The 22239-nt window shown below is 71.2% G+C and carries 20 protein-coding genes; 12 read left to right on the forward strand and 8 right to left on the reverse strand.

Translation table 11 applies throughout. The features are described from left to right. The first annotated feature begins 22 nt into the window (after window positions 1-22). The 4 genes from AC0VYL_RS13775 to AC0VYL_RS13790 all read left to right on the forward strand — a co-directional run bounded on the left by AC0VYL_RS13775 (window position 23) and on the right by AC0VYL_RS13790 (window position 4925). Complete coding sequence (locus AC0VYL_RS13775; protein ID WP_475483400.1) at window positions 23-1501, forward strand: VTT domain-containing protein; 1479 nt, start codon at window positions 23-25, stop codon at window positions 1499-1501. A gap of 777 nt (window positions 1502-2278) precedes the next feature. Further along, entirely contained in the window at window positions 2279-3637 is a 1359-nt protein-coding gene (locus AC0VYL_RS13780; RefSeq protein WP_475463063.1) for a sugar porter family MFS transporter, read from the forward strand. 9 nt (window positions 3638-3646) lie between these two features. Further along, window positions 3647-4534: an AraC family transcriptional regulator gene (locus AC0VYL_RS13785; protein WP_475483401.1), complete on the forward strand. Its 888-nt coding sequence runs from the start codon at window positions 3647-3649 to the stop codon at window positions 4532-4534. Then, entirely contained in the window at window positions 4527-4925 is a 399-nt protein-coding gene (locus tag AC0VYL_RS13790; RefSeq protein ID WP_475483402.1) for a VOC family protein, read from the forward strand. Before AC0VYL_RS13785 ends, AC0VYL_RS13790 begins: the two co-directional genes overlap by 8 nt. 25 nt (window positions 4926-4950) lie before the next feature. On the opposite strand, the gene AC0VYL_RS13795 is transcribed toward AC0VYL_RS13790, so the two are convergent. After that, window positions 4951-6618 (reverse strand): ABC-F family ATP-binding cassette domain-containing protein, encoded by a 1668-nt coding sequence (locus AC0VYL_RS13795; protein WP_475483403.1) that lies wholly within the window; start codon window positions 6616-6618, stop codon window positions 4951-4953. A gap of 275 nt (window positions 6619-6893) precedes the next feature. Continuing rightward, complete coding sequence (locus AC0VYL_RS13800; protein ID WP_475453000.1) at window positions 6894-7121, reverse strand: SHOCT domain-containing protein; 228 nt, start codon at window positions 7119-7121, stop codon at window positions 6894-6896. Window positions 7122-7269: 148 nt separating this feature from the next. On the opposite strand from AC0VYL_RS13800, the gene pabB reads away from it, so the two are divergent. The 3 genes from pabB to AC0VYL_RS13815 all read left to right on the forward strand — a co-directional run bounded on the left by pabB (window position 7270) and on the right by AC0VYL_RS13815 (window position 11029). Then, complete coding sequence (pabB, locus tag AC0VYL_RS13805) at window positions 7270-9273, forward strand: aminodeoxychorismate synthase component I (RefSeq protein WP_475483404.1); 2004 nt, start codon at window positions 7270-7272, stop codon at window positions 9271-9273. 357 nt (window positions 9274-9630) lie between these two features. Beyond that, window positions 9631-10326 (forward strand): type 1 glutamine amidotransferase domain-containing protein, encoded by a 696-nt coding sequence (locus AC0VYL_RS13810; protein WP_475483405.1) that lies wholly within the window; start codon window positions 9631-9633, stop codon window positions 10324-10326. Window positions 10327-10393: 67 nt separating this feature from the next. After that, window positions 10394-11029, forward strand: a complete 636-nt coding sequence (locus AC0VYL_RS13815) for a DUF4291 domain-containing protein (RefSeq protein WP_475483406.1) — start codon at window positions 10394-10396, stop codon at window positions 11027-11029. Between the two features lie 16 nt (window positions 11030-11045). On the opposite strand, the gene AC0VYL_RS13820 is transcribed toward AC0VYL_RS13815, so the two are convergent. From AC0VYL_RS13820 to AC0VYL_RS13830, 3 genes are all read right to left on the reverse strand, one after another. Further along, window positions 11046-12008 (reverse strand): bacteriocin fulvocin C-related protein, encoded by a 963-nt coding sequence (locus tag AC0VYL_RS13820; RefSeq protein ID WP_475453008.1) that lies wholly within the window; start codon window positions 12006-12008, stop codon window positions 11046-11048. 225 nt (window positions 12009-12233) lie between these two features. Further along, window positions 12234-12989, reverse strand: coding sequence for a class I SAM-dependent methyltransferase (locus AC0VYL_RS13825; RefSeq protein ID WP_475483407.1), 756 nt, complete (start codon window positions 12987-12989; stop codon window positions 12234-12236). Window positions 12990-13065: 76 nt separating this feature from the next. After that, window positions 13066-13977 (reverse strand): LysR family transcriptional regulator, encoded by a 912-nt coding sequence (locus tag AC0VYL_RS13830; protein WP_475483408.1) that lies wholly within the window; start codon window positions 13975-13977, stop codon window positions 13066-13068. Window positions 13978-14082: 105 nt separating this feature from the next. Between AC0VYL_RS13830 and AC0VYL_RS13835 the strand changes: the two genes are divergently transcribed. Together AC0VYL_RS13835 and AC0VYL_RS13840 are read left to right on the forward strand one after the other, a co-directional pair. Further along, window positions 14083-14289, forward strand: coding sequence for a hypothetical protein (locus AC0VYL_RS13835; protein ID WP_475453014.1), 207 nt, complete (start codon window positions 14083-14085; stop codon window positions 14287-14289). Window positions 14290-14386: 97 nt separating this feature from the next. Beyond that, the gene (locus AC0VYL_RS13840) at window positions 14387-15082 is read left to right on the forward strand and encodes a metal-dependent transcriptional regulator (RefSeq protein WP_475483409.1); all 696 of its coding nucleotides are present in this window, start codon (window positions 14387-14389) and stop codon (window positions 15080-15082) included. A gap of 48 nt (window positions 15083-15130) precedes the next feature. Here the strand turns inward: AC0VYL_RS13840 and AC0VYL_RS13845 are convergent, their stop codons facing one another. Both AC0VYL_RS13845 and AC0VYL_RS13850 read right to left on the reverse strand, forming a co-directional pair. Next, complete coding sequence (locus tag AC0VYL_RS13845; protein WP_475483410.1) at window positions 15131-16723, reverse strand: alkaline phosphatase D family protein; 1593 nt, start codon at window positions 16721-16723, stop codon at window positions 15131-15133. A gap of 389 nt (window positions 16724-17112) precedes the next feature. Beyond that, window positions 17113-18063, reverse strand: coding sequence for an NAD(P)-dependent alcohol dehydrogenase (locus tag AC0VYL_RS13850; protein ID WP_475483511.1), 951 nt, complete (start codon window positions 18061-18063; stop codon window positions 17113-17115). Between the two features lie 119 nt (window positions 18064-18182). Between AC0VYL_RS13850 and AC0VYL_RS13855 the strand changes: the two genes are divergently transcribed. From AC0VYL_RS13855 to AC0VYL_RS13865, 3 genes are all read left to right on the forward strand, one after another. Then, complete coding sequence (locus tag AC0VYL_RS13855; RefSeq protein WP_475483411.1) at window positions 18183-18821, forward strand: TetR/AcrR family transcriptional regulator; 639 nt, start codon at window positions 18183-18185, stop codon at window positions 18819-18821. Window positions 18822-18969: 148 nt separating this feature from the next. Further along, the gene (locus tag AC0VYL_RS13860) at window positions 18970-20208 is read left to right on the forward strand and encodes an MFS transporter (RefSeq protein WP_475483412.1); all 1239 of its coding nucleotides are present in this window, start codon (window positions 18970-18972) and stop codon (window positions 20206-20208) included. A gap of 266 nt (window positions 20209-20474) precedes the next feature. Next, the gene (locus tag AC0VYL_RS13865; RefSeq protein WP_475453024.1) at window positions 20475-21329 is read left to right on the forward strand and encodes an alpha/beta fold hydrolase; all 855 of its coding nucleotides are present in this window, start codon (window positions 20475-20477) and stop codon (window positions 21327-21329) included. 24 nt (window positions 21330-21353) lie between these two features. Here AC0VYL_RS13865 and AC0VYL_RS13870 read toward each other — a convergent pair whose 3' ends face one another. Further along, window positions 21354-22223: an AraC family transcriptional regulator gene (locus AC0VYL_RS13870; protein ID WP_475483413.1), complete on the reverse strand. Its 870-nt coding sequence runs from the start codon at window positions 22221-22223 to the stop codon at window positions 21354-21356. Window positions 22224-22239 lie beyond the last annotated feature (16 nt).

The raw sequence follows: 22239 nt of genomic DNA on the forward strand, positions 1-22239 counted from the left end.
GAGCGGACGAACATGGTCCTGCGTGATCGGGCCACGCACCGGACGCCGGTGGGTCGCGGACACGGGCACCGGGTCGCGGGCCCGCGCCCGGCGGCGGCCGGTGCCCGTCGTGGAGGAAGGTGGGGGCGGGGTGGGGGACTGGGAACAGTGGCTGCTGACCGTGCCGGTCGGCGTGATCTACTCGGTCGCCCTCCTGTTGCCGTTCATCGAGTCGGCGGTCTTCGTCGGACTGGTGGTTCCCGGAGAGACCGCGCTGCTGGTCGCCGGAGCGGTGGCGGGCCTGGGCCACGCGGATCCCTTCGTGGTGGCTGCCTGTGGAATCGTCGGAGCCGTGGCCGGGGACACCGTCGGTTTCCTCATCGGTCGTCGCCTGGGGCCGCGACTGACCACCGGCAGGCTCGGCCGCATGATCGGTACCGCCCGCTGGGAACGGGCTGAGGGGTTCGTGCGGCGCCACGGCGGCCACGCGGTGTTCCTCGGCCGATGGGTGGGGTTCGCGCGTGCCCTCGTGCCAGCGCTGGCGGGCGCCGGCGGTCTGGGATACAGGCGTTTCCTCGTCTGGAACGCGTTGGGCGGTGCGGTGTGGGCGACGTCCGTGACCCTGCTCGGGTACCTCGCGGGCCACTCCTGGCAGCATGTGGAGCGGATCTTCGGCGCGGCCGTGATCCTGGTACTGCTCGCCGGAGCGGTGGTCCTGTTCTCGGTGCTCCTCGCCCGGTGGATCGCCCGACACCCCGAACGCGTTCGTCACTGGGTCGAACGCCAGGTGGAGCGGCCCAGCGTGCGAACGGTTCTCACACGCCACGACCGGCAGGTCCGGTGGCTGGGCCGCAGATTCCAACCGCACACGGTCCTGGGCCTGCAACTGACCGCTGGGGTGGCGTTCATCGTGATCGGAGGATGGTTCTTCGGCGCGGTGCTCCAGGACGTCATCGTCGGTGAGGAGGCCGTCCGGGGCGACCGACCGATCCTGCACTGGTTGGCCACACACCGGGACGACGCCCTGACCTCGATCGTCGTCCCGGTTCACAGCCTCACGAGCGCCTGGGGCTCCCTGGTCGTCGCTGTCGCGGGAGCACTCCTGTTGCCGGGGCGCCCCCGCAACCTGGTCCTGGCCCTGGCGGCCTGGAGCGGCGCTGCGGGCAGCGCTCTGGTGGTGGCCGCGTTGGTCGGACGTTCCGGGCCACCACCGGCCTACGCCCTCGCCACCGCGCCCACCAGCGGTTCCTTCCCCGCGTTCGAGGTCGCGACCACGACCGCCGTGGCCAGTGTCCTGGCCTGTCTTGCGAGCGGGCGGGCGCGCAGCTGGGTTCGCGCGGTGACGTACTGGACCGTGGCCGTTCTCTGGGCAGGCACGGCCGGAGCCGTCGCCGCCTACCTCGGTACGGCGTGGACCACCGACGTCCTGGGTGGCTGGGCCCTGGGAGCGTTGTGGTCCGCGGCCCTGGTCACCTCCACCACCCGGTGGGAACGCCTGCCCCACTCCGCTTCCACGAGCTGAACGCGTTCTCCCGGAGGGGAGGCTCCCCAGGTGCGCTCACGCCCGGACGACATGTCGGACCCGGCCCCACGAGTGTGCGGATCACGTACGCCGGAGTGACGATTCACCAGGAGCTGACGGGGCCCTTCATCGCTGATCGGTCGGAGCGGACCGTTCGGAGTGGGCCTCCCCGTTGGCTGACCCGTACCCGCCACCGCCACCGCCGTCCGAACCCGATCCCGGGCATCCCGTAGCGAGGACGGCGACCGCTGTCGCCGCCAGGGTTCCGAGGAGTACCCGGCCCACACGCCGGGGCGGAACCTGACCGCGAGTGATGTCCTCCTGCATGACTCATCCCCTCCGTGACCTGCCGGAATCCCGCTTGGGACGCCAGCGTCACCACTTTCGACACCCTTGTCGATACTCACAGTAACCACCCCGTGTCGTGCGGCGCCGGAGCGGAGCGGCCGAGTTGGGCCGGACACCGACTCCGTTCGCGTTGGATGAGCAGGCCAGAGGAGCTCTGGTCTCCGAGAGCACCCGGGGGATGTCTGCGGCTCGGGATCGGATGGGAGAGTTCCGGAGGCGGTGCCTGGCGAGGTGCCACCTGACGCGGATCAGGCGCGGCCCGACGCGGTCCCGGATCGCGTTGCGCTCCGGGACCGAAGCGCCCCGATCTGTCACTGTGGAGCACTGGCGCACTACCCATGTACGCCAGTGACCTGGGAAGAGGCAGATGTGAGCGATACCGGAGCATCGTCGTCGGGGTCGGGAGAAGCCCACCTGGCCCACGTGACCATGATCGCGGCGGCGGCCGCGATGGGTGGCTTCTTGTTCGGCTACGACAGCGCGGTGATCAACGGCGCGGTCGACGCCATCCAGCAGAAGTTCGACGTGGGCGCCGGACTCCTGGGGTTCACCGTCGCCTCCGCCCTGCTGGGCTGCGTGGTGGGCGCTGCCACGGCGGGCAACCTCGCGGACCGGCTCGGCCGCATCAGGGCCATGCAGATCGCCGGTGTGCTGTTCGCGGTGAGCGCGATCGGCTCGGCCCTGCCGTTCTCGATCTGGGACCTCACCTTCTGGCGCGTCATCGGCGGCGTGGCGATCGGTATGGCCTCGGTGATCGCGCCGACCTACATCGCGGAGGTCTCGCCCGCCGCCTACCGGGGCCGCCTGGCCTCCCTGCAACAGCTCGCCATCGTGCTGGGGATCGCCTGTTCCCAGCTGGTGAACTACGCGATCGCGCAGGAGGCGGACGGCAGCGCGCACAACATGCTCGGGCCGGTGCAGGCGTGGCAGTGGATGCTGGCCGTGGAGGCCCTGCCCGCGCTGGTCTACCTGGGATTGAGCCTGGTCATCCCGGAGTCGCCCCGGTACCTGGTGCGGGTCGGACGCGTGGACCGGGCCCGGACCATCCTGAGCGACGTCGAGGGCGGCGGGGCGGCCCGGATCGACCGGCGGATCGGGGAGATCAAGGAGGCCCTGGGCTCGGAGGTGCGGCCCCGGCTGCGTGACCTGACCGGGAGGTACGGCCTGCTGCCCATCGTCTGGATCGGTATGGCGGTCTCCGCCTTCCAGCAGCTGGTCGGCATCAACGTCATCTTCTACTACTCCAGCTCCCTGTGGCAGTCGGTGGGTGTGGCCGAGACCGACTCGCTGCTGCTGAGCCTGTTCACCTCCCTGGTGAACATCGTGGGCACGGTGATCGCGATCATGCTGGTGGACCGGGTGGGCCGCAAGCCCCTGCTGCTGGCCGGATCCGCGGGCATGACCGTCGCGTTGGGCCTGGCCGCCTTCGCGTTCAGCCACGCCACCGGCTCCGGCGAGGAGGTCACGCTGCCCTTCATGTGGGGCGTGGTGGCCCTGGTCTCGGCCAGCTCCTTCGTGCTGTTCTTCGCCCTGTCCTGGGGTGCCGTCGTCTGGGTGCTGCTGGGGGAGATGTTCCCGCTGCGGATCCGCGCCGCCGCCATGGGCGTGGCCACCGCCACCCAGTGGCTGGCCAACTGGCTGATCACCGTGAGCTTTCCGAGCCTGCGGGACTGGAGCCTGCCCGGCTCCTACTCGATCTACGCGGGCTTCGCCCTGCTGTCCTTCTTCTTCGTGCTCAAGTTCGTGCAGGAGACCAAGGGCAAGACCCTGGAGGAGATGCGGGGTTAGGCTGGAGAGGTGGACGGCAGGGAACGGGGCCGCACCTGGGACTTCGCGGTGGCGGCCCCCGACAGCGCCCCCGGGGTGACCGCGATGGTCGGCTACCGGAACCGCGACGTGCCCGAGTCCGTCCACCTCGGCCTGCCGTCGGCGTCCCTGACCCTCATCCTCAGCCTGGACGACGGGGTCGAGGCGGCCGACACCCCCGACCGGTTGACCGACGCCCGCCCCAACCCGGTGCTCCTGGGCGGGCTCCACACCCGCGCGACGCACGTACTCCAGAAACCGGGACAGACCGGGGTCCAGGTCTCGGTGCACCCGCTCGCCGCACGTGCCCTGTTCGGCGTCCCGGGATCGGAACTGGCGGTCGCCGCCTCGGACGGCTTCGACGGCTCCGCCCTGTTGGGCCGCTCGGCCACCGAGGTGCGCGAGCGCCTGACCGGAGCACCCGACTGGGAGACGGCGTTCGCACTGGTCAGCCGCTACCTTGAGGGGCTGCACCGGGAGCACGACCGTGGGTCCGCGAGGAGCGAGGTCGCACTCGCGTGGGAGCTGCTGGCGCGCACCCACGGGCGCTTCCCTGTGGGGGAGCTCGCACGCGAGGTCGGGCTGAGCGCGCGCCACCTGGGCACCCTCTTCCACCGCGAGGTCGGGCGGTCGCCCAAGACCGTGGCGACCCTCATGCGCTTCGGGCACGCACGCGCCCTGATCACGGAGAACCTCCGGCGTCGTGGCCCGGCCCGGTTCGCGGAGGTGGCCCTTGAGGCCGGATACAGCGACCAGGCGCACCTGAACAGGGAGTTCGTCCACTTCACCGGACTCTCCCCAGGGGCCTGGGTGGCCGAGGAGTTCCGAAACATCCAAGACGCGGCGCACACCCCCGCGAAGAATGGACACCATGAGTAACACGACTCCCACCGTCTGGAGCACGCTCCAGGCCGTGGACGCACCCAGACTGATCGACTACTACGTCGAGACCTTCGGATTCGTGCTCACGGCGCGCCACGACGACGGCGACACCGTCGCCCACGCCGAGCTGCTGTGGCCCGAGGGCAGCGGCGGTCTCATGCTCGGCACCCACAAGCCGGGAGGGGAGTGGTCGCGCGAGCCCGGGACGGCGGGGACCTACGTGGTCACCGCCGACCCGGACGCCCTGTACGAGCGGGTGACCGCCCGGGGCGCGGACATCACGCGTCCGCTCTCCGACACCGACTACGGTTCCCGCGAGTTCGGGGTACGCGACCCGGAGGGCAACCTCTGGTCGTTCGGCACCTACCCGGGCGCGCCCGCTCCCTGAGGAACGGGCGCGCGGACGGCGGGGATCACCGCTCCCCAGGTGCGCCGGTGAACAGCTCACGCACCTCCTCGGCGGTGGTCTCCCGCAGCTCCTCGTCGAGCAGCAGCCACCGGGTGATCCCGACGGACTCCAGGAAGCGCAGGTCGTGGCTGGCGACCAGCAACGCCCCCTGGTAGGCCTCCAGGGCGCCGGTCAACTGCCGGACACTGGACAGGTCCAGGTTGTTGGTGGGCTCGTCCAGCATCAGCAGCTGCGGAGCCGGGGAGGCCAGCATGGTCGCCGCCAGGGCCGCCCGGAAGCGCTCGCCCCCGGACAGCGTCCCCGCGACCTGCGCGGCCCGGTTCCCCTTGAACAGGAACCGCGCCAGCTGGGCGCGGATGTGCTGCGCACTGACCCCCGGAGCCGCGTCGGAGACGTTCTCCGCGACGCTCAGGGACTCGTCCAGCACGTCCAACCGCTGCGGCAGGAACCGCACGGGCACGGACAGCTCGATCTCACCCTCCAGCGGGGTGTCCAGCCCGGCGACGGCGCGCAGCAGCGTGGTCTTGCCCGCGCCGTTGCGGCCCACCAGCGCGATCCGCTCCGGACCGCGCACCAGCAGATCACCCGAGACCAGACGGCCGAACCGGGGGCGCACCCCGCTCAGGCTCAGCACGTCACGGCCGTTGGGCACCTCCGTGTGGGGCAGGTCCACCCGGATCTCGGCGTCGTCCCGCACCGCGTCGGCCGCCTCCTCACGGCGTTCGCGGGCCTCGTCGAGGCGGTCCTCGTGGGTACCCCGGAGCTTGCCCGCGGACTCCTGGGCGGCCCGCTTGAGCGCGCCCTGGACGATCTTCGGGATCCCTCCGTCGATGGCCGCCTTCTTGGCGGTGCGCTGGCGTCGGGCCAGTTTGATCTGGGTCTCCTCCAGTTCCCGTTTCTGTCGGCGCACGTCGGCGTCGGCCGCGCGCAGGGTCCGTTCGGCCGCCTCCTGCTGTACGGCCAGTGCCTCCTGATAAGCGGTCCAGCCGCCGCCGTAGACGGTCACCGAGCCGGTGCGCAGCTCAGCGATCCGGTCCACCCGTTCCAGGAGCTCCAGGTCGTGGCTGACCACCACCAGGGAACCGGACCGCCAGGTCTCCACGGTCTCGTAGAGCCTGCGCCGGGCGAAGAGGTCCAGGTTGTTGGTGGGTTCGTCGAGCAGGAGCACGTCGGGGCGCTCCAACAGGACCGTGGCCAGGCGCAGCAGGACGGTCTCGCCCCCGGAGAGCTGGCCGACGCTGCGGTCCAGGCCGATCCCGTCCAGGCCGAGTGAGCCCAGGGTCGCCAGGGTGCGCTCCTCGATGTCCCAGTCGTCACCGACCGTCTCGAAGTGCCGTTCGGAGGCGTCCCCGGCCTCGATGGCGTGCAGGGCGGCCCGCTTGGTGTCGATCCCCATCGCCTGGTCGACCCGCATGCCGGTGTCGAGTGTGACGTTCTGCGGCAGGTAGGCGAGGCTTCCGCCGACGGTCACCGAACCCCGTCCGGGGCGCAGCTGACCGGCCAGGAGCCGGAGCAGGGTGGACTTGCCAGCGCCGTTGGTGCCGACCAGTCCGGTGCGTCCCCGGCCGAGGGTGAGGGACAGACCGTCGAACACGACGGTGCCGTCCTTCCACTGGAAGGCCAGGTCGGAGCAGGCGACGGCGGCACTCGTGGTGGTGCTGGTCTTTGACATGGGTGTTCTCGCAGTCAGAAGCGGTGTGGAAAGGGCTTCGTGTGCGAGCACCACGCGGCGTTGCGCCGGGAGGGGTGGGGAGTCCTGGTCGACAGGGACGGCTCCTACACCGAGGTTCCATGCACGCGTCGGACAGGCCGGATACCGGCTCCGTACCGCGTGATGATCGCGAACCTCAGATGCGCAACGTCCACCTCGATCGTAGACAACAGGACGAGGAGTACTTTACCCACCGAGCCCCGGACGTCAATCGCCTTTCTCCTGTGAGGTGGCTCTCAGAACTCCTCCAGGTCGATCTTGCGCTGGAGGTACTCCTCGCGGCTGATCTCCCCTCGGGCGTAGCGCAGGCGCAGTTCCTGCGTGGCCGCGTCCCGCGCCGGTTCGATCGCCGGCCCGGTGTGACGCCTCCTGAGCAGCTGGCCGACCTCGGTGACGGTGAGCACGAAGAAGAAGGCCAGGCCCAGCACGACCACGATCACGACCCCCGCGATGAAGACGTTCACGGCGTCCCTACCTTCGACAGTGAGCGGAGCGGCCCTCCCTGTCTATCGCCTGGTCGGCTCCACCACCAGGGACCCGGATATTCGCGAACCGCCCAGAACGCCGTAACCTGGGACATCGCGACCCGATGGCCGGGCTGGAAAGGGCGGGATGCGCGTTCTCCTCGTGGACAACCACGACTCCTACACGTACAACCTGTTCCAGCTCCTCGCCGGCGTGCTCGGCGCGGAACCCCTGGTCCTGACCAACGACGACCCGCGATGGTCCGACCTCGACCCGGCCGCCGTCGACGCCGTCGTCGTGTCCCCCGGCCCCGGGCGGCCGCAGAACCCCCGCGACCTGGGACGCGTCCCCGAACTCCTCGCCCGCACGGACCTCCCCGTCCTGGGGGTGTGCCTGGGTCACCAGGCCATCGCCCATCTGGCCGGGGCCGAGGTGAACGCCGCACCCCAGCCCCGCCACGGGCACCTGAGCCGCGTCCGGCACGACGGCACAGGGCTCTTCTCCGGGGTGCCACAGGGCTTCACCGCCGTGCGCTACCACTCCCTCGCCGTCTCCGAACCCCTGCCCGGGCCCCTGGTGGCCACCGCGTGGGCCGAGGACGGCGTGGTCATGGGGTTGCGCCACCGCGACCTCCCGCGCTGGGGCGTGCAGTTCCACCCCGAGTCCGTCGCCAGTGAGCACGGAGCCGACCTCGTCGCCAACTTCCTCGCCCTGGCCCGCGAGCACATCGGGGAGCCCCACCACCAGGACAGGATTCCGCACCACGCACGGGCCACCCCGGGCGACGGCCCCGCGATCCGCTTCGCGACACTGCCCTACGCGGTGGACACCGAACGCGCCTTCGCCCACCTGTACGACCACGCCGACCACGCGTTCTGGCTGGACAGCTCCCGCCCCGAGGGACCCGCCCGGTTCTCCTTCCTCGGAGACGCCTCCGAGGTCCTCACCTACGACGTGGGCGACCCGGCCGTGCGCGTCCGCACCGCCCACGGAACCCACCTGGAACCCGGAGACGTGTTCGAGGCGCTGGAGTGCCGCACCCGCCACACACACCGCCCGACCGGGTTGCCCTTCGACTTCACCGGCGGCCACGTGGGCTACTTCGGCTACGAGCTCAAGGCCGACTGCGGTGCCGCCCGAGCACACACGGCCGCCACCCCGGACGCCGTGTGGATGCGCTGCGACCGCTTCGTCGCCGTCGACCACCATGACGACCGCACCTACGTGGTCTGCGCCGACGGTGACCCCGCCTGGATCGGCGACACACTCACCGCCCTGCGCGGCCTTCCCCCACTGCCCGAACCCACTGCCTCCCGGGCGCCGGTCGACCTGGCCGCACTGCTCGAACGGCCCCGCGACGCCTACGTGAACGACGTCAAGACGTGCCTGGGCCACCTCACCGACGGTGAGAGCTACGAGATCTGCCTGACCAACCGGGTCCGGCTGCCCGACCTCGGAGACGGCGGCGACCTGGACTTCTACCGGCGTCTCCGCGCCGCCAGCCCCGCCCCGTACGCCGCCTTCCTCCGCGTGGGAGGGGTGTCGGTGCTCAGCGCCTCACCCGAACGCTTCCTGCGCGTGGACTCCGAAGGGGTCGCGGAGAGCCGCCCCATCAAGGGGACCGCGCCCCGCCACCCCGACCCGGCGACGGACGCCCGCATCGCCTCCGAACTGCGTACCGGTGCCAAGACCCGCGCCGAGAACCTCATGATCGTGGACCTGCTCCGCAACGACCTCGGCCGTGTCTGCGAGGTCGGCAGCGTGGAGGTGCCCGCCTTCATGTACACCGAGTCGTACGCGACCGTGCACCAGCTGGTGTCCACCGTCCGTGGACGGCTGCGCCCGGAGGTGTCCACCGTGGAGGCGGTCCGCGCCTGCTTCCCCGGCGGCTCGATGACCGGGGCGCCGAAGCTGCGCACGATGGAACTCATCGACCAGCTGGAGTCCTCCGCCCGGGGCGTGTACTCCGGGGCCCTGGGCTACATCTCGCACACCGGCGAGGCGGACCTCAGCATCGTCATCCGCACGGCCGTCCAGGCAGACGGTGAGGTCACCGTGGGCGCTGGAGGAGCGATCGTGCTGGACTCCGACCCCGAGGACGAGTACGAGGAGATGCTCCTCAAGGCCCAGGTTCCCGCCCGAGGCCGGTAGCCCTCATCCCCGCGAACGCGGGGAGCATCATCGGGTCGGCTCGGTGGAGCACGTGGCCACGGGACCATCCCTGCGTGCGCGGGGAGCATACTTTTTCACCTGCGAACTTACCAATGACAAGGGGCCCTTTTTCCAACTTCTCGGAAGGCCGACAATTCCGACACCACGCTTTCGAAAGGACTAACTGGGCACGCGTAAGTGCTTCCAATCATCATGGCCCAAGGCGAGGACGATCCTGCTGGCGATGCGACTCGGAAACGGGGGAACACAGGGTGTTCCGTTGGAACATGGTTGTCCAGGCAACTAATGTCAGCGGCACATCCAGGCCCACGGAAGTCACCTGCGGAGTGATCCAGCATGTCCACGATCCTGTTCCTGATGACCGGCGCCGACCACTGGACCCTGGCGGACGGCACACGGCACCCCACCGGCTTCTGGGCTGAGGAGGCCGTCGCCCCCTACGAGGCGTTCAGGGACGCTGGACACGAGATCGTCGTCGCCACCCCCGGCGGGGTCGTGCCGCCCGTGGACCGGGGCAGCCTGGAGGCGGACGTCAACGGCGGTCAGGAGAACGCCGACCGGATCTCCGCCGTCCTGGACTCCTTCACCGAACTCCACTCTCCGCTCAGCCTGGAGGAGGTCGACCTCGGCGACTACGACGCCGTGTACCTCCCCGGCGGTCACGGGCCCATGGAGGACCTGGCGGTGGACACCGTCTCCGGCGACCTCCTCACCACCGCGCTCGACACGGGCAAGCTCCTCGGCGTGGTCTGCCACGCCCCCGCCGCCCTGCTGGCCGCCGAGCGGCCGGATGGCACGAATCCGTTCGCCGGGTACCAGGTCAGCGCGTTCACCAATGCCGAGGAGGAACAGGCCGGGCTGGCCGACCGCGCGGCGTGGCTGCTCCAGGACCGCCTGGTGGAGGCGGGGGTGGACTTCCAGGAGGGCGACCCCTGGGCCCCCAAGGTCGTGGTGGACCGCACCCTGGTCACCGGACAGAACCCCGCGTCCTCCGCCCCGCTGGCCCAGGAGATGCTCAAGCTGCTCGGATGAGGCCCACCGCGCTGGCCAGCGGAAAACCGGTTGCTCCGCCCGCTGGTCAGCGCCACCCTGGTCTCCCATGAGCATTCCCTCGTTCCAGATCAGGGCCAGGTACACCGACACGACGGTCACCGTCTACCAGGCCTACGCCCCCGCGATCGGGGTCCCCGCCGCGCGCGAGGGCCGCTTCCCGGCGTCGTGGAAGCGCGACCGGATGACCTGGGTCAAACCGTCGTTCCTCTGGATGATGTACCGGTGCGGGTGGGGGCGGAAGGCGAACCAGGAGACGGTGCTGGCGGTGGAGATCGCCCGCGAGGGGTTCGAGTGGGCGCTGTGCCGCTCTGCCCTGTCGCACTTCAAGTCGGGCGTACACGCTGACCGGGACGCCTGGAAGAGGGAGCTGCGCGCGGCCCCTGCCCGTGTGCAGTGGGACCCCGAGCGGGATCTGCGCCTGAACCCGCTCGGGCACCGTTCCCTCCAGCTGGGCCTGTCCGGCGAGGCCTCCCGTCGCTACGCGGACGAGTGGACGGTCTCGATCACCGACGTCACACCGCTGGCCCACGAGGTGCACGCTCTGGTGAGCCGGGGCGAGCTGGACACGGCCGCCGCGCTGTTGCCACAGGAGCGCCCGTACCCGATCGCGGACCGGGTCATCGACCATCTGCGCCCGGTTCAGGTCGGTGAGGCCGTGCCCGTCGCGCCACCTGGCCGCTGAGGCCTGAGCACCGCCGCTAACCGGCCGGTTCGGCCCGGGCGCGCATACCGTCGCGCGTGTACATCCAGGCGGTGCCGCAGGTGAAGGGGACCTCTGCGCAGCCCTTGGACAGACAGGGCACCCAGGCGCCGCAGCGCTCCTTCTTCCTGGTGGTCCCTCCGTGCGGGTCCGGTTCGTCGGGGCCCAGGGTCGCCAGCAGCGCGTGGGCCTCCTCCGTGCCGAACGCGGAGACGGCCAGCCCGCGCAGCTCGCGTTCCCGGACCGCGTCGAGGCCGTCCCGGAACACCAGCGCGTCGGACAGGGTGCGGCGGGCCAGGTGCACCACCTCCCGTTGCGCCGGGCTGAGGTGGGGGTGGGAGCGCTCGTAGCGCCGCAGGTGCTCCAGCCACAGGTCGCGGCGGGCGCGGGGAGGGAGTTCGGCGAAGACGAGGCGGCGGCGGATGAGGGGGTGCGCGGTGAACTCGTCGTAGTCCCTGGGCAGGCGGTCGCGGTTGGCCTCCACCCACTCGCGTGCCAGACCGTGGTCGGAGCGGGCAAGGGCGGGGGTACGGCCCGCCAGGGCCAGGGTCATGACGACGACCCACCCGGCGTGCAGCCTCTGGAGTCGCGGCCGTACCGAGGTTCCGGAGGAGGGGACCCGGGGCCGTTCCCAGGGGGCCCGGCGGCGTTGGCGGCTGAGCTCGCCCAGTGCCTCGACCACGCGCAGGGCGGCCTGCGCGCCCAGACCCCGCAGGAGCGGCCGCACCATGGAGACCCCGCTCCAGCACCGGACCTCGGCGCCCCGGTGCCGGACCAGGGTCGGGACCCAGGGGGCGTTGGGGCCCCACTGCCGGACCCGCCACTCGCGCACCTCGGGGTGGGTGAGCGGGAGCGTCTCCAACCTGCCGCCCGACACGGACTCCACCGTGGTGGAAATGTCCGCGCACCTGTCACACGAGGAGTCGAAGGCCAACACGTACCGAACCCGAATGTCCCTCATGATCTCCCTTCCCGCACCGCCGCGTCCCAGTGTCAAGGGGAGTCCTTCGCCATGGGTCGGCTTTTCGGAAGTTGGTACGTCCAATCCACGGTCCACGGGGGCAATACCGGACCGAACACGGATGTATCCGTGCTCGCGCCGCTGGTCAGGGCCCTTTTTTGGTGGTCACTTGGGACACGTATCGGCCTGGCCGGGGAACGCGGGACGACGCGCGGTTCTTCGAGGTCAGGAGGGTTCCCCGGACGGAACGCCGGAGAGGAGCAGGAACAGCGGGACCCGGAGGCGGCGCCTGTACTCGTCCACGTCACCGCCGAACCGTTCCCGGTCCGGCGCGCACTCGCGCAGCGCCGTCAGCCCGAACCCCGCCCCGATCAGGGCGGTGACGTAGTCCTCCACGGTGCGGTGCTGCCAGACCACACGGGTACCCATCCAGGCACGCTCGCGCGGACCGGGCTCGAAGTAGCGGTCCACGACCCGGTCCCCGCGCGGACCGGGCGAGCCATGGGAGGCGTCGTGGCAGGTCAGCACCGGGTGGGGGACGGTGAACACGATGCGTCCGCCAGTGCGCAGCCAGGTACGCGCGCGGGAGAGAACCTGGGGGAGTGCGACGAGGTGGTGCAGGGCCATCCGGGACACGACCAGGTCCACGGAGCGCAGACGGGCGGCGAAGTCCGCGACGTCGGCGCGCACGACGCGACCGGTGGTGCCTTCCAGTGTGGACCGGGCGCGTGCGGTCATTGCCTCGGAGGAGTCCACCCCGAGGTAGCTCCGGCACTCGGCGCCCAGGAGGATCCGCCCCAGGTCGGCGTCGCCGCAGCCCAGGTCGAGCACCTCCCGACCGGACACGCCGCCCAGCGCGGACAGGAGGGCGGGTTCCTCCATCACCGTGTTGGGGCTCGACGCACCCGCGTGCCGGTGGGCGGTGTAGCGCTCGGACATCCCCTCCTCGTCGTAGGGGGAGGGCGTGGGGAGGCGGCTCATGGTGGGCACCCTACGCGGGCAGCCGGTGGGGAGCGTGGCGAACCTGCCACCACCGGGCACGCCCGCGTCGCAGGTGTCAGGCCATCATGTGGGGGACCAGGCGCTCCAGTTCGGTGACGGCGGCGGCGACCGAGGGGCGCTCCCGGGCTCCGGCACGGGTGAAGGTGAGCAGTGAACGGGCCGGGGCCGGAGAACCCTCCAGGCGCAGGCGGGTGACCGGCAACTCGGGGGACAGCTCCGCCGACCTCGGGATGAGCGCCACCCCCAGGTCGTGGGCGACCAGCGCCGCCACGGAACTCCACTCCAACGCCTCGTGACGGCCCTGCGGGGTGAACCCGACCGCCCCGCAGGCGGTGACGGCGTGCGCGTGGCAGGTCGTGCCCGGCCTCGGCAGCACCCACGCCTCCCGGGCGGTCTCGATCAGCGGCACGCTCGCCCGTCCGGCGAGGCGGTGTCCGCTGGCGACCAGGAGGTCGAAGGGGTCCTCGAACAGGAACGCCTGGTCGAAGCGGGTGTCGTCCAGCCCGGGTGTGCCGGGGGCGGCCTCCACGACGGAGAGGTCGATGTCACCCCGGAAGAGAAGGTCGAGACTGTCACCTGGCTCCGATTCCAGGATCCGTACGTCCAGGCGCGGGTACGCTGTGCGCAGAGCGGCGGCCATGGGCGCCAGCAGGCGGGTCAACACGACGGGGAAACCCGCCACCCGCAGCGGCCCGGCCGGTTCCGCCTCCAACCCGCGCATCTCGATCTCCGCCCGCTCCCAGCGGGCCTGGATCGCGTCCGCGTGCTCCAACAGACTCCGTGCGGCCGGTGTCAGCCGCACACCGCGGCCCAGGGGTTCCAACAGCGGCACCTCCAGCTCCTTGGCGAGCTGGCGGATCTGCTGTGAGGCCGCCGAAGGCGTGAAGTGCAGCGCCTCGGCGGCGGCGGTCACCGTTCCGTGGTGGGCCACGGCCCGGAGGATCCGTAGCCGACGAAGATCAATCATGTAGGCAATTCTTCACAGTGCCATCCAGAAACTCAACCTGGACCGCGAGGGTTCTGGGGCGTGATGCTGGATCGCAGGAAGACCACACCGAACAAGAGGTGCTCGATGACCAGTGTCTGCCCCCACTGCGGATGGCCGGACGACCAGCCCTTCGCGGTGCTCTCCCAGCATCGGACCGGCGCGGGGATGACCGTGTGGTCGCGCTGCGTGTGCGGCTCGACCCAGGTCCGCGAGATCGGGCTCGCGGGCACGCGGATCGTCTCCCGCGGCCGCCCCACCGGTGCCCCGCGCACCCCCGGCTGCAACGCCTGAGCGACCCCGCGGCACCGCCGGAACTGTGACGGGGGTTCGTCCACAGGAACGGTGCGGAAATCGTGGTCAGGGGGAGGTCCGCGATACGGTTACGGGCATGGGGAACACACCGGCGCGACCGTCTACTTCGGCCGAGGACTACGTGAAGGTCATCTACGACCTCCAGGAGCGCGGAACCGGGCCGGTGACGATCTCCGGGATGGCCGAGCGGCTGTCGGTGTCCAACTCGTCGGTGTCCGGAATGCTCCGCAAGCTCAACGAACTGGGCTTCGTGGAGCACCAGCGGTACGGCAACGTCAGCCTCACCGAGACCGGCACCAAGGCGGCGCTGGCGGTCCTGCGCCGCCACCGGCTGCTGGAGACCTACCTGGTGGCCGAGCTGGGCTACTCGTGGGACGAGGTGCACGACGAGGCCGAGATCCTCGAACACGTGGTCTCGGACAAGTTCGTCGACCGCATCGCCGCCCACCTGGGCAACCCGGTGGTGGACCCGCACGGCGACCCCATCCCCACCCGCGAGGGCACCATCGTCGAGCGCGAGTCCGTGCTGCTCTCCGAGGCCGAGGCCGGTACGACCGGTGTGATCGTCCGGGTCAACGACACCGATCCCGAACTCCTGCGCTACCTGGCCGACATCGACATCGGCATCGGCATGCGCGTGGAGGTCGTGGAGCGGCTGCCCTTCGCCGGTTCCATCCAGCTCTCCGTCTGCCCGGAGAAGGGCGACGAGGTGCGGGAACAGGCCCTGGGGCTGGTCGCCGCCGAGGCCCTCTGGCTCAGCCCCGAGGAGTAGCCGCCCGGCACCGCACGGGCGCGGATGCCAGGCGGGGGTCCACCTCGTCTAGGCCAGCGGCCGGGCCCCGGGACGGCCGTTCTGGATGACGAACCGCGCCCGGTCGCGGATGGGCGAGCCCGGCCTGCTCACGTAGTCCACCACCCGGTAGTCGGCGGTCCACTCCGTGGGCGTGACCGTGTTGCGTACGTAGCCCCGGTGGCGGTTGATGAACTTGATGTGCGGGTTCTCGGCCAGCTGGACCGCGTCGCCCGGGTTCTGTTCCGCGCCGTCCCGGCCGCTCGTGAAGGACGTCCCCACCAGTTCGGTGGCCACCGTCCTCGATCTCGGGTCGTCGAAGTCGGCCTTGACGTCCACGACGTAGTTGGCGTGCACGTCACCGGTGAGCACGACCGGGTTGGACACCCCGGCGATCTCGTCCCGGACGCTGTCCCGCTCGACCTGGTAGTTGTCCCAGGCGTCGTCACTGAAGGTGCTCGCATCGCCCTCGGTGAAGTCCCGCTGGGAGAAGAACACCTGCTGCGCCAGCACGTTCCACCTGGTCTTGGAGGACGACAGCCCCCGGGACAGCCACCGGCGCTGGTCGGCGCCGAGCAGGGTGCGGTCGGGGTCGTCGCGCTCGGAGTCCGCCACCTGCACGTCGCGGTACTGGCGGGTGTCGAGCAGGTGCAGGTCGACGAGGTTGCCGAAGGTCAGCCTGCGGTACAGGTGCAGGTCGGGCCCGGCCGGGCGCTGGGCGGCGCGCAGCGGCATGTGCTCGTAGTAGGCCTTGAGCGCGTGTTCGCGCCGGAGCAGGAACTCCTCCGGCGGGATGTCCTCCTCGTAGGAGGTGTCGTCGGCCCAGTTGTTCTCCAGCTCGTGGTCGTCGAAGACCACCGCCCACGGGAACGCGGCGTGGGCGGCCTGAAGGCCGCTGTCGGTCTTGTACTGGGCGTGCCGCAGCCGGTACTCGGCCAGGGAGCGGACCTCCACCTCGGGGAAGTGGCCGCGGCCGATACTGCCCTGGTCGGGGGTCTCGTAGATGTAGTCGCCGAGGAAGGCGACCAGGTCCAGGTCCTCCTCCGCCAGGTGCGACTGGGCGGTGAAGTGGCCGTGGGTGTAGCTCTGGCAGCTGGCGAACGCGAAGTTGAACTGGTTCAGGCGGGTACCCGGGACCGGCGCAGTGCGGGTGCGGCCGACGGGGCTGATCTCGTTGCCGACCCGGAAGCGGTAGAAGTAGTCGGCCTTGGGCCGCAGGCGCTCCAGTTCCACGTGAACCGAGTGGGCCTGCTCGGGGCGGGTCTCGACGCTTCCGGAGGCGGCGAGGGTCCCGAAGTTCTCGTCGTGCGAGACCTGCCACTCCACCTCGACCGCGCTGTTCGGCATCCCGCCCAGACCGTCCTCTGCCAGGGGGTCGGGGGCGAGCCGGGTCCACAGCACGACCCCGTTGTGCAGGGGGTCACCGGAGGCGACGCCCAGGGTGAAGGGGTCGGAGATGGTCGGGTTCCGTGGGGCCGCGGTGGCCGCGAGCGCTGAGGGGGAGCCGAGAGAGGTGCCGAGTGCGGCGGCGCCCAGTGTGACGGCCCCGCCGACCAACGCCTGCCGCCGTGTCGCGGCGAGCGTGGGGGAGGGGGATGTGGGGGATGTGGGTGTACCTGGCATCTACGGTCTCCTGGGTTCGAGCGGCGGACCGCCCCGGAGTACCCGGGACGGGAGCAACCGTGGTCCATCCGGCCATGGAAAGAGGTACGACCCAACCCCTACGCGGTGAACATTACCTCCGTTTCGGTGACGGCAAGGTTACTGAGGGTCGCCACCAGGGTGTTTCGTCGGCTCTGGGATGCTACGTTCGCCACTGTCCCCTTCCCACCCCCCTTAAGCACGGCGGTGAGCCGCGTTGCGGATCCGGAACGCGGGTCGGCGCCGCTGAGCGCCTCCGATTCCACGCGGGGCTTCGAACACGTACCCCCGCCGGGGGTGGCCACGGCGCCCTCGATATCACCTTCCGTGACGGCACCCCGCACGCGCCGAGCCGCACCCCCCACCCCGGTTCAGCCCAGACTGATGACGTGTTTGCCCCGCACCCCGCCGGTCTCCAGGGCGCGGTGGGCCTCGGAGATGTCAGCCAGTTCGTGCACCGTGTCGACGACCGGGCGCACCTCTCCGCGTTCCACGTACCCGGCCAGGTCCCGGAACAGCGCCGTTCTCGGGTTGCCGCTGAAGAACACGGTCCTGCGGGAGCGCAGCAGTGCCGCGCCCGCCAGGCGCAGCGCCGAGGAGACCGACCCGACGGACACGGCCACCAGGCGCCCCGCCGGGGTCAGGAGTCGGTGGTAGGCGGGCAGGTCGGTGGCGACGATGTCGATGATCACGTCGAAGCCCTCCAACAGGGACAGTTCGGCGGGGCCGGTGGTGGCGTAGTCGTACGCCTCGTGCGCCCCGAGGCCGCGAACGAAGTCGAGGTTGCGCCCCCCGGCCAGCGCGGTGACGTGCGCCCCCATGGCCCTGGCGAGCTGGACGACCACGCTGCCCACCCCACCGCTGGCGCCGCGCACGAGGACGCGTTCACCCGGTCCGACCCCTGCCCTGTCCCGCAGCGCGGTGATCCCGGTGGTGCCGCCCGCCAGCAGCGAGACCGCCTCGACCGCGTCGAGCCCGAGGGGACCGAGGGAGACCTGACTGGGGCGCACGGCCACGTACTCGGAGGTGGCGCTGCCTCCGGCTCGGCCCTGGAACCCCCACACCCGGTCGCCCACGGCGGGCTCCCTCACCCGCGCCCCCGCCTCCACGACCTCCCCCGCGAAGTCGGTGCCGATGCCCCTGGGGAACCGCCTCCCGGTCAGCAGGGCCAGCCTCCCGGAGCGCACCATCAGTTCCCCACCGTTCACGCTGCTGGCGTGTACCCGCACCAGGATCTCGTCGGGGCCCGCCACGGGGCGGGGGACGCGGCCCTCATAGAGCACATCGGGGGCTCCGTACCCGTCGTACCGGGCCGCACGCATCTCCACCACGGTCTTCTCCGTCCGTCGCGTTCCAGGGGCAGGGGACCGAACGCCCCGCCCTCGCCCCAGGCAACCACCAAAACGGAGGGGTCACTCCGTTTGAGGCTAAAGTGAGAGGCATGCCGAACGAACCCTCTCGGAAGCCGCGGTCGGACGCGCTGCACAACCGCCGCCGCATCCTCGACGCCGCCCAGGCGGCTTTCCTGGAGAGCGGGATCGAGGTGTCGATGACCCGGATCGCGCGCCGTGCCGGGCTCGGCATCGCCACGCTCTACCGGCACTTCCCCGACAGGGACAGCCTGGTCAACGAGGTGTTCCGGGGAAAGCTCGACACCTGTCTGGAGCGCCTGGACGAGGCCGCAGCCGACCCCGACCCCTGGCGCGGGTTCCGCGCGTTCGTCGAGGACCTGTGCGCCATGCAGGTCATCGACCGGGGCTTCAACGCGGTCTTCCGCGCGGCCTTCGTCGGCGGGGAGATCTTCGACGAGGAACGGATCAGGGCGGAGAACACCTTCGCCGAACTCGCGCGCCGCGCCAAGGCCGCGGGGAAGCTGCGCCCCGACTTCGTCCGCGACGACCTCACCCTGGTGATCATGGCCAACAGCGGCCTCAGCGCCGACTCCGAAGAGGACGCCGTGGCCGCCTCCCAGAGGCTCGCCGCCTACCTGATCCAGGCGTTCGAGGCCGCACCCGACCGCCGGGCCCTGCCACCCGTGCCGAGGCTGGGCCCGCACCCGGCGCTGCGGGAACCGCGCTGACGCCGAGGGGCGGTCTCCTACACTGGGGGGCGTGAAGCGACGACACTAGTTCCCAGGCCGCGGCCGAGGCCGGTCCGAGACGAGACCCCGGGCACCACCGGTGGATCACCACCCCCGGTGCCCGAGTCCGTTCGACCGAAAGACCTCCATGACCAACCGGTCCACGCGTGTGCCCGACACGCGTCTGTCCAGGCTGACCTGGCCGCTCTACACGTACGCCTTCCTTGAGGAGTTCGTCCTCCTCTACCCCCTCTACACCCTGCTCTTCACCGAGACCGGGCTGTCCGTCGTCCAGGTCAGTTCGCTCTTCGTCCTGTGGTCCCTGACCAGCGTGCTCCTGGCGATCCCCACCGGCGCCTGGGCGGACCTCGTGCCCCGCCACCACCTGCTCGCCCTGGCACCACTGCTGACCGGTGCCGGGTTCGCCTGCTGGCTGCTCCTGCCGTCCTACGCGTCCTTCGCGCTGGGTTTCGTCCTGTGGGGCGCGGCCAGCGCACTGGCCTCCGGCGCTTTGGAGGCGCTGGTCCACACCGAGCTCGGCCACCGGGGCGCCGCCGACCGGTACGCGCCGGTCATGGGCGTGACCCGGGCCCTGGGCGTCGCGGCGGTGGGAACCGCGACCCTGCTGGCCGTGCCGGTCATGGCGCACGGCGGCTACGCGATGATCGGAACGGCCAGTCTGGCTGCCTGCGCGCTGTGCGCGCTGACCGGCCTGGCCCTGCCCGAGAGTCGTCCCCCTCGGTCAAGGAGGGCCGAGGACGAGGCTTCGGGCCAGACCGAACCCGAGCTCGGCTACCTGGAGACCATGCGGCTCGGTCTGGCGGAGGCCAGGGGCAGCCGCTCCGTGCGCACCGCGATCCTCCTGGTCGTGATCGTCACCGCGTTCTGGGGGATGCTCGACGAGTACCTGCCCCTGCTGGCCTCCTCCGCCGGGGTCGCCACCGAGGACGTGCCCCTGGTGGTCCTCGTCGTCTGGATCTGCGTCACCGGCGGCGGCCTGCTCGCGGGCCCGGCGTCGCGCCTGTCACCGCGCGTGGTCGGCGTGCTCCTGGCCCTGGCGGCCGTGGCCATCGCCACCGGCGCCCTGCTGGGGAGCACCCCGGGGTGGATCCTGCTCGGCTGCGGATTCGGCGTGTGCCAGATGGCGAACGTGGTGGCCGACGCCCGACTCCAGGACAGCATCACCGGCACCAGCCGGGCCACGGTCACCTCCCTGGCCCAGGCCGGGACGGAGACGGTGACCGGGGCGTCCTACCTGCTGTACGCCGGGGTGTTCCTGGTGGCGGGGCACGCTCTGACCTTCGCGTTGTTCGCCGTCCCCTACCTGTTCGCGGCGGTGGTGACCGCGCGCGGCGGGCGGATTCGACCCGCCGACGCCTCCGTCTGACCCCGGCGGGCGGCCCCCGGGAGATCCGCCCGCCCCGTCCGGCGGTCCGAGCGAACCCCACCGCTCGGAAGCGCGTCTCCACCTGTGCCGGAGCCCCCGAGGCTCCGGCACAGGTGCGGCGGAACCCGTTCCGCCGCGTCGCACCGTGCCCGAGGACGGCGGGTCACGGTGTTCGGGCCGTAGGTGACGAGGGACCACCTGCGGCCCGACCGCTTTTCCCACGCCCCCTGTTCATCCCCTTGCGTCCGTGAATAGCATCGTTTGTTGTGACACACCAGACGACGGACACCGCGAACAGCGAAGGCCCGCGTCTCGCGTCCGTGCGCGGGATCAGCGTCAGTTACGACGACCGCGGCGCAGGATGCCCCGTCCTGTTCGTCCACGGTCACCCCTTCGACAAGACCATGTGGGAACCCCAGGTCAGAGCGCTGGCCGGGCGCGGATACCGGACGATCGTCCCCGACCTGCGCGGTTACGGACGCAGCACCGTGGTGCCCGGGGTGACCTCGTTGGACACCCTCGCCCGCGACCTCGCGGCCCTCCTGGACCACCTGGGACTGGACGTGGTCAACGTCGTCGGGCTGTCCATGGGCGGGCAGGTCGCCCTGGAGCTGTACCGGCTCTTCCCCGACCGCGTGGACGCGTTGGCCCTGGCCGCGACCAACCCGCTGCCCGAGACCGAGACGGGCAAGGCCAAGCGCAGGGCGATGGCGGCCCGCCTGCGTGAGGAGGGCATGCGCGGCTACGCCGACGAGATGCTGGTCGGCATGATGACCGCCGAGAACGTGCGGGACCAGCCCGCGGTCGCTGACCACGTGCGCGCCATGATGTACGCCGCCCCGCCCGAGGGCGCGGCCGCCGCGCAGCTGGGCCGCGCCGAACGCCCCGACCACACCCTCCTTCTCCGGCACATCTCGGCGCCCACCCTGCTGATGGTGGGCCAGCACGACGGCTTCACCCCGCCCGGGGGCGCCGAGCTCATGCACGTCCGCATCGCGGACTCGGTCGTGGAGATCATCGAGGGCGCCGGCCACCTGCCGAACCTGGAACGCCCGAGGCGGTTCAACGAGGTCCTGCGCCGCTTCCTGGAGCAGGCGCGGACCCGTCCCCGCGACCGCTGACCGCGCCGTCGAGCGGGCCCCGGTTCACACGGAGGTCCGCTCGACGGGGAGCCACAGTTCGCCCGAGGCGAGGTCACCGTCGTACTCCACGCTCAGCAGTTCGGGGCCGTGCCGGTAACGGTAGGCGGGGTTGGACGGGAACCACTCGGCGGCGGCGTACACCCACAGGCGCTGGATCGCCTCCGGGAAGGCGAGCCCCTCGAAGAGGAGGACGACCCAGGTGCCCTCGGGCACGTCCAGGGCCCGCATCCCCTCCGGGGTTCCGGCCGCCGAGGTCGCGGCGGCCACGTAGTAGTCGACGTCGCTGCCCTCACGCCGGTCGGGGTCGTGGGTGAGGGTGACCGAGACGCCGCCGCGCGGTTCCTGGTCGGACAGCTCCGCCAACCGCTCGTACACGTCGTCCCCGAGACCCAGGACGAAGTCGGTCATGGGCTGGTTGGCGCCCTCGTGGACGAGCGGAAACCGGGTTCCGGGGCCGACCAGGCGGAAGGCGCCCTTGTCGACGATGCGGTAGCGCATGGTGGTGTTCCCTTCGATGGTGAGGTGGAAGGCCAGCCGTGACTGGGAGTTGAGCGCCGCGCCCGTGCGGCGGGCCTCGCCCGGGCCGATCCCGTGCATCGCGCGGAACGCCCGCCCGAAGGCCTCGGCGGACCCGTAGCCGTAGCGGACCGCGATGTCGAGCAGGGTGTCCCGGCCCTCGATCACCTCCGCTCCGGCCAGGGTGAGGCGGCGCCGACGCACGTACTCCGACAGCGGCATCCCGGACAGCGCCGAGAACATCCGCCGGAAGTGGTGCTCGGAAGTGAGCGCGGTCCGCGCCATGGCGGCCACGTCCACGGGTTCGCCGGGGTCCCTCTCGACCCGTTCGAGCGCCTCGTTCAACCGGTCCAGCACGTGTGCCTCCCTCTTT

This window comes from Nocardiopsis sp. iso_238 (genome assembly GCF_056173325.1).